This is a genomic window from Pseudomonas sp. zfem002, assembly GCF_032621685.1.
Lineage (GTDB): Bacteria > Pseudomonadota > Gammaproteobacteria > Pseudomonadales > Pseudomonadaceae > Aquipseudomonas > Aquipseudomonas japonica.
This window is the reverse complement of record NZ_JAVYJH010000011.1, coordinates 176,597-188,545: the sequence shown is the minus strand read 5'-3', so window position 1 is coordinate 188,545 and position 11,949 is coordinate 176,597. Positions and strand designations below refer to the sequence as shown.

Sequence of the window (11,949 nt, the reverse complement as noted above, 5' to 3'; positions counted from 1 at the left end):
CAGGTTGCTGATTGCGGTAGAGACATGCTGTGGGCGGATGTTAATGCGCTTGGCGATCTCGTCGGCAGTGATGCGGCGCTCCGCCTGGTTGAAGCCAACGGTAAGCCGGGTGATTGCGTGCAGGGTCTTGAACTCGGCCGGCGACAGGTGAACTGCAGCCAGTGCGTCCATCAACTGATTGTCCATCCGGGTAAACCCCCCGGTGTTGCGTAGCGGTATGATATTTGTCATAGTTCCTCTCACATCTGCTGTAACGAAAACGCCGACCTCGACCGTCGGCTTTTTTGTGCCTGTTGCTCAGCCCTTAGGCTGCCCTCACCGATGCAGCCATCACATCAAGGCTCTTCCGGACGTGCTCAATCTCCACCTTGATCTGAGCCTTCTCGAACGAGCTGACGTGCTCGTCCACCAATGCGTTGTGCACGGCGATGGTCAGGTCGGCGACCTCTTTCCCCGCGTTGATCAGGGATGCAGTGAGCGCCTGAGGCTGTGGAGCGACCCTTGCCACGAGGTCGAAGCCGAACTCGGCTGCCAGTGCAGCCAGTGGGCGCATGTCTCCGGTGTGCAGCAAGATCCCGAACAGGTGCTCGATGGTGAGTCGGTGGGCGTCGTTATCCGGGTTTGCGCGCTGGAGCAGGCTCACGTGCGGCACGCCCATCTTTGAGGCCAGCACCTTCGCTTCGCCGTCAAGAACGGCGCTTTGGGTGGCCCGCAGGAAATCTTCCATCCGTAAAACCTCAGGTGTGTTTCCGTAGAAACTGCGCAGCCCTTGCAGGAAAATCTTTGGGCTTGATCGCTTATGTGCTGCGGGTAAAACAGGAGTTCGGCCCTAGGCAGCGGAGACCAACTCCGGCCAGATCACTGTCCAGTCATTAGGGCGCAGCGACTGTCGAGTCAGTGCGCCGCTCGACTCCTTCTCAAGCGAAGAGGCTACGCGGGCGGACGCCTGCTTGTTGCCGTAAGCGATCTGCTTCAGGTAGCCACGGGTGGTCCCGGTTTTCTCGATGTCCGCATCGGTGGCGGTCTTCAGCCACTCCAGCAGCTTGGTGTGCTTGGTTCGCATCACGAATCTCCTCTGTGATGCGTCAATTCTTACCCATAGGTAAGTACAAAGCAATACCCGCAGGCCATTTACCCACAAGTAACGGGAAAGCATATTTGCTCGATGGATATCAACCTAGTTAGAAAGGCCAACCTTCAGCTTCTCATCGACCGCCAATTCGGCCCTGGCAAGCATGGCGCCAAGGCCGAGTTTGCTAGGCGGCTAGATAAGCAAGCTGACTACATCTCGCGCTGCCTTTACCCGCCTGGCAAAAAGGGCGGGAAAGGGGTGGGTGAGGATTTCGCCCGAGAGATCGAGAAGGAATTTCAGATTCCGCAGTACTCGATGGACAAGCCAGGGCTAGGCCTGGATGAATCGGAAACGATAAGCGTCGAAGGCCTGCCCGCCCCGCTAGCCCAGAAGATCAAAAGCTACCGCAGTCTGGTGGATGTGCCCCGCTACGACATTGCGGGATCAATGGGTCCTGGCACGGAGCCGCCTGAGATGAACATGGTTGTTGATCACATGAGCCTGGATGCCAACTGGGTTAGGCAGAACCTGACCTATACCAAGCTTGACAACCTGAAGCTGATCTCCGGTCGCGGCGACAGCATGGCGCCAACCATCCACAAGGGCGATGCAGTGCTCGTTGACGCTGGCATTACAAGCGTTGAAGAGGACGCGATCTACTTCTTCATGATGCGCGGGCAGCTCCAGATCAAGCGCATTCAGCGGGGGCTGGACGGCCTGAAGATCATCTCGGACAACACCCAGTATCCAGCGATTGAAGTGCCAGGCGAGCGTGAAGATGACATCAAGATCCTGGCCCAGATCATCTACTGGTGGACCGGCCGGAGCTTCTAGCCATGCCCCTAACCAAGCCCAACCAAGAACTCCGTCGCGACCTTCAAGGCCTGGCCTCTGACCTGAAGTGGTCATCGGTCGAGCTGATGCGGATTGCTGTTCGCCTGAGTGAAGCCGGTAATGAGGCCGACGCCCAGGCAGTTATCAGGATCTGCCAAGTGATGCAGGCTGGGGAGGATCGGTTGGCGGGGTATGGGGATGAGGTTAAGGTGGGGCTGATTGCGTGTACGAAAAGTGACCCCGCAAGCTAAGGGTGCTGTGGATAGGGCATGGTGTATATTGTGGCGGCACGGGCATGCCGCCTTCAATGAATACATCATACATCAATAATAATTAAGTTTTTACTGAGCGCATAACAATGGATGGATCCACAGGGTTTGTTCCAAGGGAGTTTTCTGGTACAACCAAAATCACTGACAGAGGCATACGAAATCACTTTAGCAAGTCAGTATCCCCTTGGAGACCCCTGGCTGAGCTAATTTGGAACGGGTTTGATGCGAAAGCTAAGCATGTGTCCGTCAACATTGATACAAACAACCTTGGCGGCGTTGAGTCCATAACTGTTCTAGATGATGGTCACGGAATTGATGTCGACGGTAGCGACTCTAGCTTCTTTAACTTTCGTGACTCGAAAAAAAAGAGATCACATGACATTCATGGTGAAAAAGGTATCGGGCGCCTATATTTTCATAAAATATGCAACCGCGCTGATTGGTACACAAAATCTTCCGGGACAGATGCAAAACTTACTGTTCATAGCGCCGCACTGGACAAGGTTGAAGCCTCGACAATTCCGTCAGGCAGCCAACATGCATTACTTTCAAATTTAGTCTCGGGAACTTGTGTAGAGCTGACTAGGTTCTCTGAGCCATACCTTAGTCACGAAAACATCGTCAAATGCCTGTCTCTTGAATTTGGCTGGTACTTAGCAATTAACCCTAGCAAAACCATAACTTTGAATGGAGCAAAGATCCTTCCTCCAGATCATAGTTCAGCAACAACCTCGCTAAACATTGACGGTCAGCTTTTTGAGGTAAAGCTGATTCATTGGGCAGACAAGCCTACTTCGGGAAAGTCATACATTTATTACACCTCCTCCAAAGACAAAGTCGTAGACTACGCCCTCAGCAGCCTCAACCAAAAACCAGGCTATCATACAACTCTCGCAGCACGCTCAGCTTGGTTTGACGCATCCGAAGTCGATAATGATAGCCTAAATCTGTCGTTTGGCACATTGACACAGACCAAGATATGGAAATCTCTGCAAAAGCAAATTAGTGACTTCGGCCAAGAGCACTATAAGAAATTTCTTGTCAGCAAAGCCGACGAGCAGCTAGAACAACTCGAGATAGATGGCGAGTTGCCCAGCTTTGAAGGTGCAAGCAAAGGATATGCAGAGTGGCGATTAGGCCACCTCAAAAATATACTTCGAGTCATTCTAATATCCGACCCAAAAGTATTTAAAGATAGTAATAAAAAACAGAGAAAACTTGTAATAAGATTATTGGACAGGCTCGCCATCTCCAATGAGAATGATGCCATATTCGAGGTTCTCGAAAGCGTACTCGATTTGGATGATTCCTCTATGCGCGTTTTTTCCGATCAAATTAGAACAGCAAAACTGAACAACATCGTTAGCACCATCGAAAAACTTCAGCACCGTGAAGACGCTATATCTAGAATTTCTGAGATCATGCTACACCACTACAAGGACGTTCTTGAAACCCCTGACCTACAGGGTGTAATTGAGGCGAATACGTGGCTCTTTGGAAGCCAATACGAAACCATTGGCGCAGAAGAAACTACCTTTACTAAAATTGCTCAGAATTTACGAGAAAAAGTAAAAGGAATCGACCACGTCTCCGAAGATGATGTTGAAGATGGTGCAACTGTAGCCGGGGCAAATCGACAAACAGATCTTTTTCTGGTTAGGCGCAGCATGCAGCATGACTCAATAAACAATCAGCCTTATTTTAAATGTGTGATCATTGAAATCAAGCGCCCCAGCATTGCGCTCAATAAAAACCACCTACGACAAATTGATGATTACGCAGGAATATTGGCTAAGCATCCGAGCTACCAGGGAATTCAAACCAGATACGAAATAATCCTGCTCGGCCGTAAAATCTCGGCAGTTGATTACGACATTGGAGAAAGACTTGAGCAGCTAGCAGACAGAAACGACCCCGGACTGGTTGGAGCTGGTTTAATCAAAAAGTATGTGAAGACGTGGCAGTCCATCGTCGAAGAGTTTCGTTTGTCGAATCATTATTTACTCAACACACTCCAGAGTCAGCGCGATGTGTTAGAGGAGTCCAGGGCTGAGTTGCTCACCAATCTGCAAGCTGGTGCCCACTGATTCTTGTGCTTAACCCAGCACCAGGATTCTTGTTTCTGCCCTGCCCGCCTCGGCGGGCTTTTTCATGCCTGCGTGATGGCGGAAGGCCAGAGTGGTAGGATGGCGGCTTTCCTCAAGGAGAGAGTCATGCGTCACGCCATTGCTGTCTTTGTAATTTCAGCCTCCATGCTCGCCGGCTGCGCGCCAGTCCCGTCAAAGATTGATAGAATCGCTTACCGGCTGCCAGATCGACCTGTCACCAATCTGTTATCGAGCAGCAATGCACCGGACGGTTATACAGAGGCTGGCGATGGAGCTAGCATTGCCGAGCTGATAAAGAAATCTGGCGGCCGAAAAGGCGAATACGAGTCTAGCCAGCAATATGAGCAGCGGCTACGAGGCATGATTCCCGCGAGGGTCTCACTCACTCGCGCCCTAGATCGAGCCTGGTATACCTACGACGCCGATAGCCAGCTCCTTAGAATCTCCATCGCTCTTGAGGATGGCTCCTACAAGGGCTACAGCGAAAGCCCTGCCATGTCAGCGTACTACCCGGCAATCTTGCTCGGAGGGTCGATAAAATTCACCGGCCAGTACGTAGGTCAAAACGCTTTCGGGGCTTCGGTTCTCGTAGATCAGGTGCTGGCCAAGAAGACCTACGCTGTATTGGGCGCCATTCCGCGCAACGCCACGACGCAAGTATCCTCGATTGCCGGGGAGTTTTTGGTGCCGCGGGAAGACATGTCGGCATTCAGCAAGGATCTTGCAATACGCATTGATGGCAACACAAAGCCACCTTTCTACGTCGAATCGGCAGATCACCAGAAAGCCACCATCACATCAAAGCAGGAAACCATCTCAGCGCTGAGTTTCTTCAGGATCTCACCCTCAAAAATATCCATCTTTAACCTGAAGACTGGAAAGGTTTACTCCGAAAGCCTAACGGCAACCAGCAAGGCCTACTAGCCGAACACATACACGAGCCCGCCTAGCGCGGGCTTTTTTGTGGGCGAACGAAATTATTTACCTTGGGGTATTGACTCGATGTTTTACCTGCAGGTATCTTTTCTCCATCGAGACGGCAAGCTACACAGCCCCTCGGGAGGCCCTCAAGCCGACCGCTCTTTAAAAACCCGAAGATGAGCCGCCAGGCGCCGAGTGAATCCGGCCGTTGAGCCCTGGTGGACAGTACGCAACACAGCAGACTCCCTTGCCCGACATGTCGGCTCGCTGGTCTGTTGAGAGTTACCAAATTCAGCTGCTGCGCCAGGCACGCCGACGCAGCGGCCAGTAAAGACATAGAGATTCGAGCCATCGACCGACGCCAGTAGCGGGTCGTGGCAGGAAGATTTCACTGATGCAGCTTGGCGACAGGCTGCATTGGGAAATCAACCGGGGATATCGATATGCGCTCCATACAGTACCGACTCGCCCACGACTGCCCTCAGTGCGGCGCAAAAGACGCAAAAGACGAATGGGGCGGTGCTCGCATGTGGAGCACCTCATGGGGTCATGGCTTCAGCTGTTGCAGCGAAGAGTGTGGCATCGCGCTTGCGAAAACGGTGATCCCAGACCAAGAGACAAAAGCTGGTAGGAAGCGCCTGAAAGCTCTCTGGGAAAAGCTAGCTAGTCAGGCCGAATACGTTCTCTCTGGCGAGCCGTATCCCGGATACCCGTGGCGGTGATGATTAGGACAACCAGCGCCACGTCAGCCTGACGTTAACTGCCCGATGCCCTGCTCCCCATCGCAGGCTGCATCGGTGGCCACTCTGAACGCGAGTTGATCGCCGCGAATTGTGAGCGTGGGTAGCGTCTCGCCCATTGGTGAGGCGTCCCGACACCCGGTTTGCCCCGGAGAGTGGCCACCGATGCATCCCGCATCAATAGCAGATGAAGCCGACGCTTCGGTTGCCCTGGGTGACCCTTGAAGCCGGAGATCAGCGCCGGCCATCTGCACCCCTTCCCTTCACATACGACCGCATCAGACAGGTGCCAGTACTGCGCTCTCACGGCGCGCAGAGGTTGGTCGCCTGCGCTGGCATCTGCCTCATGCGGTCCTGAGGATCACCCAATGTGCGATTGCAGACAGAAATTCGAGCAAGCCGCAGTAGAGCGGTACCCGGAAATCACCGGAGCCAAGGCGACTTTGCAGGGCTACATGCTTATCCCAGCCGGACGCCAATATGCGGAATGCGAGGTTGTCGGAACCCGCACTACCGCAAAGGGCAAAGAGATCAAAGCCAAGGCCGCCATCAACGTGCTTGGCAACTACTGCATGTTCTGCGGTGAGAAGCATCCGGAGGCAGCATGAGCCAAAACACAGGTGGGCCAGCCTTCCCGGCGCCAGAGGCTGCAAAAACTCTGTTTGGCGAGGGTCAGGCAGATCGTTTCATGGGCATGGAACTGCGCGACTACTTCGCGGCCAAGGCACTAGCAGCAATGATCGGTCAGCCGCACAAAGAGCCGGAGAACTGCGGCGGGAAAGCTGTCCCAAAGCTTGCTGCCTGGGCCTACGAATACGCCGACGCCATGCTAGCCGCCAGGGTGAAGCCATGAGCGGCTGGATCAAGTGCAGCGACAGGCTGCCCGCAGCAGAAGATCGTGAAGTGGCCGTGCTACTTGATGGAAAAGACCCTTGCGTAGCCTGGGCCACCTACTGGAGTGGCGCCCGGACCGACTTTGCAGAGTGGACATTCCCGATTGACGAGCTTGGCCAGGGTCGCCGGGTTACGCACTGGATGCCACTGCCGCCACCACCCACCGAGTAACCCACCACCTGGAGGCGATCATGGCCGTCATAGTCGAGACTGCTGCTGTCTTCCGTGGCGGCGGTCGTCGCTGGTTCACGCTGCGATCCGCATGTGCTGCTGAGGCAAGGGCTTTGCTCAAGAAGCACTGCGATTGCGACTACTGCGAAGACGACATTGGGCGCTATGAGCTTCCGTGCCGACTTCACCATCCTGACCGATACCCGCGAATCATGAAGCGCCTAACGGATGGCTTCATGCGCCGCTACCGAGCGCAGCAACAGAGGAACGACTCATGAACGCAGCCCTTCAACTGCACCGCAACCAGTTCGACTACGACAACCGCGAGCCGGTGCCGCTGGAGGACTGTGAGGCTGAGCGGATCTGGATCGAGAACGCAACGCACGACCTGTTGCGCGGCGCTGATGTGCGATTCCAGCGCGCCGACCAGAAAGCTCAAGGCGTGACCTATGAGCAGTTCGCCACGGCCGTAGACGAGCGCCTGAGCGCACTCCTGATCGAGTCGGTGGAAGGCGCATCGGCACTCGGCCGCATGTACCTTGCCGCCCGGCGCGGATCGATCAACGAATGCAAATCCATCGTCGCCGAGATCCTCAGCGACGACCAGGTGCTACGCGATATCGCCGCCACCCTTCTCTCCCCGCTGGCCGCTGATGGCGTCATCGCTGACGCCGAGGATGCTGAATCATGAGCGCCGACCTCGCCCACGCCCGAATCGGTCTTGAGATAGCCAGGATCGCCAAGTCACACAGCCCGGTTCAGGACCGGACCTTTGTCGAAGGCATGATCGAAATGGGGGCCTATCTGAGCCAGATCACCTATCAGGAATCGGAAAGCTACCGCGAAGCCCTGATCCGCAAGACTGAAAGCCGCGTTGAAGCGCTAAGGAGCGGAGCATGACCGTCATCGCCCGAACCATCCCCGACCTGGTCAAAGCCCTGCATCGTCAGGGCTTTTTTCTGGTGTCCGATCTTCCACCCATCCATCCTGAACTCAGGCGGGGGATGATCGTTGTGAGGCTGCCATGAGAAACCGATTCCCTGGCACCTGCTACCGCTGCGGCGAGCGTGTCGAGAAAGGTGCCGGTCACTTCGAGCGACACAGTGGCGGCTGGCGAACACAACACGCCGACTGCGCAATCAAAGCTCGCTCTGAAAAACAAAGCGCCGGGAGGTTGCCATGAGCGATGTTGAAATTCTTCAACTGGCCGCTAAGGCGATCGGTGGCGTGTACGACCAGCTCACCGAATGCATCACGTTCGACGGTGGGCTCAACTACGAGCAGTGGGAGCCGCTAAGCAATCTGTCGCACGCCCTGAATCTCCGGCACAGGCTGCATCTGAAAACCGGATTCGATGGCAGGTTTTTCGGGTTGTGCGCCTACGCCACCTACCCAACTGGCCCTGACTCCTGCAACTCGATCATGCAGAACGTCGAAGAGGCCGGAGGTAAGCGTGCGGCACTGCGTCGAGCCATTGTCTGCGCCGCTGCTGAGATGGGGAAGGCGAAATCATGACCAGCTACCAGCGCGCACGCCGCCTGTACATCTGGCGCGGCTCCTTCTCTGCCCTCTTTGCCTGTACCGCCTTCATGCTCGCCAGCGCATTGGCGGGCAGCATCACTTCCTGAATCACGTAGCCGAGCACGGCGGCCCTTCGGGATAACCGTACCCCTTCGGGAGCGTAAGCGGCGAGAGCGCGCAACCATCCACCGCAGCCAGGGCCTGGAGCGTACCTCCGTGCCTGGGTGACCTGGCATTTTCCCTTTCAACTGACGGCGCCGGCCAGGCGCGAGGTTTTCCAATGTCCGCAGAACAGAAACTGATCGCGATCGAAGAGATCAGTGAGGCGAACGCCCCGGCCATCTACGTGGCCGGTGGCCTGCAGCAATTCATTGACCTGGTGAAGGCCGAGATCGATGGCGAAGTCCCCGATCTGACCACCCGCAAGGGTCGCGAGCGCATCGCCAGCCTGGCCGCCAAGGTCAGCAAGTCGAAGACGGCCGTCGAGAAGCCCGGTCGCGACTACCTGCGCCGGCTCAAGGAAATGCCGAAGGTGGTCGAGGCCGAGCTGCGCGAGTTCGTGACCACGATGGACGCGCTGCGGGACGAGACGCGCCGGCCGCTTACTGAGTGGGAGCAGGCCGAGGACGCCCGCATCGACCGCCACAATGACCGCCTGGACTGGCTGCGCAACCGTGACGATGGCCTGGATGCTCTGGAGGCGACGGACATCAAGGATCGCATCGCTTCTGTCGAAAAGGTGGTTATAGGGCCTGAGTGGGAAGAGTTTGAAGCTGAAGCCGCTCGCGAGAAGGATAAAGTCCTGAATACCTTGCGTTCCGGCCTGGCCAAGCGCGAGAAGTACGACGCCGAACAGGCCGAACTGGCCCGCCTGCGCCGCGAAGCAGACGAGCGCGCCGAGCAGGACCGCATCCGTGCAGCGCAGGAAGCCGCTGTCGAAGTCGAACGCCAGCGCGTGGCCCTGGAACAGAAGGAGGCGCGCGAAGCCGCAGCACGCCGCGAGCAGGAGTTGCTTGACCAGGCCGCTGAGCAAGAGCGCGAAGCCGAGAATCAGCGCCTCCAGCTCAAGTTGCAGGCCGAGCAAGCCGAGCGCGCCCGGGTTCAGGCTGAAGCCGATCGCGTTGCCACCGAGCAGCGGATGGAGCAAGAACGCCAGGCGGCAGCCCGCCGGCAAGAGCAAGCAGCCGAGCAGGCCCGCCAGGAAGAACGCCGCCGCGCCGATGCCGCTGCCGCCGAGATTGTGCGCCAGCAGGAAGCCCGAGAGCGCGACGTCGCACACCGCCGCAGCATCAACCGCGCCGCTCTGGACGCCTTTGTCGCCGGCGGCATGACCGAGGAATGCGCCAAGCAGGCAATCACCCTGATCGCCGAGCGCAAGATCCCAAACATCACCATCCAGTACTGAGGTCGCCATGAGCCAAGTAGCCAGGGTCGAAACCCAATCCCAGCCGCCGGCAATAGCCGCCGAGTCGGTGACCATCCTGCAGATCATCCAGCAGGTGGCCATGTCCCCAACCGCTGACATCGACAAGATGGAGCGCTTGATGGTCATGCATCAGAACATCCAGGCACAGCAAGCCAAGCAGCAGTACGACGAAGCGCTGGCCGCTATGCAGGAAGAGTTGCCAGTCATTGGTGAGCGTGGCGGCATCAAGGACAAGAACGGAAGGATCCAGAGCACCTACGCGCTTTGGGAAGACATCAACGAGATGATCAAGCCGGTGCTGGCTAAGCACGGCTTCGCCCTTTCCTTCCGAACCCCAAGAAACGAGCGTGGCATCGAGGTTGAGGGCGTGCTGAGTCATCGGGCCGGGCACCGTGAAGCCACCTCCCTTGTGCTGCCCGCCGACACCAGCGGTAGCAAAAACGGCGTCCAGGCCGTGGCATCAAGCGTGAGCTACGGAAAACGCTACACCGCCGGAGCCCTGCTCAACTTCACCACCACCGGCGAGGACGACGACGGCAACGGCGCCGTAGTGACGCCGCGGGTGACCTCGGTACAGGCCGCCCAACTGGCCATGCTACTTGAGCGTTGTAGCGACAAGGCCAAGAAAGCATTCGCCAGCATCCACGGAACTCCGTCGGCGGTAGAAAAGGCCGCGTTCGATCAGGTGCTGGGGATGCTCAGCAAGTCAGTCAAGCAGCACGAGTCAGCGCCACAGGAGGCACAAGATGCAGATCATCACTGATGTTGAGCAAGGGACGCCAGAATGGCTCGCTCTTCGCCTTGGGATCATCACCTGCTCCGAACTGGACTGCCTGCTGGTCGCCGGCAAGGGTGAAGCAGGCTTTGGTGTGGCCGCCTTCACTTATATGGATCAGCTAATCGGCGAGCGGATCACAGAGGAAGCCGCCGAGATCCCATTCCAGACCAAGGCCACGATTCGCGGTCACGAACTGGAGGGAGTCGCCCGCGGCCTGTATGAGGACCGGGAAACCATCAAGACCCGTTCAGTGGGCATCATCCTCAACCACGGCATTGGCTACTCCCCTGACGCGCTGGTCGGAGACCAGGGCCTGACCGAAATCAAGACCAAGCTCCCCAAGTTCCAGGTCAGCGTTATCCTGAGCGGTGAAGTTCCTAAGGAGCACGTCGCCCAGTGCCAGGGAGGCCTGTGGGCGTCAGAGCGCGAGTGGCTGGACTTCATCAGTTACTGGCCAGGCATGCCCCTCTTCGTCAAGCGCGTCTACCGCGACGAAGTGATGATCCGCAAGCTCACCGAGCGAGTGAAAACCTTCTACGAAATCCTCGACGAGCGCATGGACAAAGTGATGCGCGCGGCTGCATAACCTAAGGAATCACGATGCCTACTCTTACCGATATCGGCCGCCTCGGCCGCGACGCTGAGCTGCGCTACACGCCCAACGGCGATCCTGTCTGCAACCTGGCCATAGCCTGCGAGTACGGCCGCAAGGGCCAGGACAACAAGCGCCCGACTCAGTGGGTCGACGCCACGCTCTGGGGCAAGCAGGCCGAGGCCATGGCTCCGTACCTGCTCAAGGGGCAGCAGTTGCACTTCACCATCGATGATGCCCACGTCGAGACCTACACCAAGGGCGACAACTCGCAGGGTGTGAAGCTCACCGGCCGGGTGATCATCATCAAGTTTGCAGGCAGCCCGCCACAGCAGGCGCAGGGCAACCAACAACAGCAGCAGCGCGCCCCACAGCAACAACGGCAGCAGAACCGCCAGCAGGCACCCCAGCAGAACCAGCAAGGCGCCCCGGGCCCAGACTACGACAGCTTCGACGACGATATCCCATTCGCGCCGTTGCATTACCTTTCCGGTGCATAGCCATGAAGGCCACACGGCTACGCCTCACCTACCCCACCTCTTACTACCAGGGCCGGGCATCCCGCCAGGATGGAAAGTGCCGCCTCTCCCAGCCCTACGGAAACATGACCGTCGATGGCG

At 57.2% G+C, this 11,949-nt stretch carries 18 protein-coding genes; 15 read left to right on the top strand and 3 right to left on the bottom strand.

From position 1 onward, the window contains the following. From RTI28_RS15010 to RTI28_RS15000, 3 genes are all read right to left on the bottom strand, one after another. Positions 1–231, bottom strand: a 231-nt coding sequence (locus tag RTI28_RS15010; protein ID WP_316921159.1) for a replication protein, incomplete at its 3' end; no start/stop codon positions are given. Between the two features lie 73 nt (positions 232–304). Further along, positions 305–727: a phage regulatory CII family protein gene (locus RTI28_RS15005; protein ID WP_316921158.1), complete on the bottom strand. Its 423-nt coding sequence runs from the start codon at positions 725–727 to the stop codon at positions 305–307. 102 nt (positions 728–829) lie between these two features. Next, a complete protein-coding gene (locus RTI28_RS15000) occupies positions 830–1,063 on the bottom strand; it encodes a YdaS family helix-turn-helix protein (RefSeq protein WP_316921157.1) in 234 nt (77 codons plus the stop codon). 102 nt (positions 1,064–1,165) lie between these two features. Here RTI28_RS15000 and RTI28_RS14995 point away from each other — a divergent pair, with 102 nt between their 5' ends. The 15 genes from RTI28_RS14995 to RTI28_RS14930 all read left to right on the top strand — a co-directional run bounded on the left by RTI28_RS14995 (position 1,166) and on the right by RTI28_RS14930 (position 11,829). Continuing rightward, entirely contained in the window at positions 1,166–1,906 is a 741-nt protein-coding gene (locus tag RTI28_RS14995; RefSeq protein ID WP_316921156.1) for a S24 family peptidase, read from the top strand. A gap of 2 nt (positions 1,907–1,908) precedes the next feature. Next, on the top strand, positions 1,909–2,157 hold the full coding sequence (locus tag RTI28_RS14990) for a hypothetical protein (protein ID WP_316921155.1): 249 nt from the start codon (positions 1,909–1,911) through the stop codon (positions 2,155–2,157). Between the two features lie 107 nt (positions 2,158–2,264). Then, positions 2,265–4,265, top strand: a complete 2,001-nt coding sequence (locus tag RTI28_RS14985) for an ATP-binding protein (RefSeq protein ID WP_316921154.1) — start codon at positions 2,265–2,267, stop codon at positions 4,263–4,265. Positions 4,266–4,391: 126 nt separating this feature from the next. Continuing rightward, on the top strand, positions 4,392–5,210 hold the full coding sequence (locus tag RTI28_RS14980; RefSeq protein WP_316921153.1) for a hypothetical protein: 819 nt from the start codon (positions 4,392–4,394) through the stop codon (positions 5,208–5,210). 1,105 nt (positions 5,211–6,315) lie between these two features. Next, complete coding sequence (locus RTI28_RS14975) at positions 6,316–6,555, top strand: hypothetical protein (RefSeq protein WP_316921152.1); 240 nt, start codon at positions 6,316–6,318, stop codon at positions 6,553–6,555. Next, complete coding sequence (locus tag RTI28_RS14970) at positions 6,552–6,800, top strand: hypothetical protein (protein ID WP_316921151.1); 249 nt, start codon at positions 6,552–6,554, stop codon at positions 6,798–6,800. The genes RTI28_RS14975 and RTI28_RS14970 overlap by 4 nt, the downstream gene beginning before the upstream one ends. Then, on the top strand, positions 6,797–7,012 hold the full coding sequence (locus tag RTI28_RS30360; protein ID WP_410478990.1) for a DUF551 domain-containing protein: 216 nt from the start codon (positions 6,797–6,799) through the stop codon (positions 7,010–7,012). Before RTI28_RS14970 ends, RTI28_RS30360 begins: the two co-directional genes overlap by 4 nt. Positions 7,013–7,286: 274 nt before the next feature. Then, positions 7,287–7,703 carry a hypothetical protein gene (locus tag RTI28_RS14965; protein WP_316921150.1) on the top strand — a complete coding sequence of 139 codons (417 nt, stop codon included), beginning with the start codon at positions 7,287–7,289 and terminating at the stop codon, positions 7,701–7,703. Then, positions 7,700–7,912, top strand: coding sequence for a hypothetical protein (locus RTI28_RS14960; protein WP_316921149.1), 213 nt, complete (start codon positions 7,700–7,702; stop codon positions 7,910–7,912). The genes RTI28_RS14965 and RTI28_RS14960 overlap by 4 nt, the downstream gene beginning before the upstream one ends. Further along, positions 7,909–8,040 (top strand): hypothetical protein, encoded by a 132-nt coding sequence (locus tag RTI28_RS14955; protein ID WP_316921148.1) that lies wholly within the window; start codon positions 7,909–7,911, stop codon positions 8,038–8,040. The genes RTI28_RS14960 and RTI28_RS14955 overlap by 4 nt, the downstream gene beginning before the upstream one ends. Before the next feature lie 151 nt (positions 8,041–8,191). Then, positions 8,192–8,527, top strand: coding sequence for a hypothetical protein (locus RTI28_RS14950; protein WP_316921147.1), 336 nt, complete (start codon positions 8,192–8,194; stop codon positions 8,525–8,527). Between the two features lie 286 nt (positions 8,528–8,813). Continuing rightward, on the top strand, positions 8,814–9,938 hold the full coding sequence (locus RTI28_RS14945; RefSeq protein ID WP_316921146.1) for a hypothetical protein: 1,125 nt from the start codon (positions 8,814–8,816) through the stop codon (positions 9,936–9,938). 7 nt (positions 9,939–9,945) lie between these two features. Next, on the top strand, positions 9,946–10,722 hold the full coding sequence (locus RTI28_RS14940; RefSeq protein WP_316921145.1) for an ERF family protein: 777 nt from the start codon (positions 9,946–9,948) through the stop codon (positions 10,720–10,722). Next, positions 10,706–11,323, top strand: coding sequence for a lambda exonuclease family protein (locus RTI28_RS14935; RefSeq protein WP_316921144.1), 618 nt, complete (start codon positions 10,706–10,708; stop codon positions 11,321–11,323). Before RTI28_RS14940 ends, RTI28_RS14935 begins: the two co-directional genes overlap by 17 nt. 14 nt (positions 11,324–11,337) lie before the next feature. Continuing rightward, positions 11,338–11,829, top strand: coding sequence for a single-stranded DNA-binding protein (locus RTI28_RS14930; protein ID WP_316921143.1), 492 nt, complete (start codon positions 11,338–11,340; stop codon positions 11,827–11,829). The last annotated feature ends 120 nt before the right edge of the window (positions 11,830–11,949 follow it).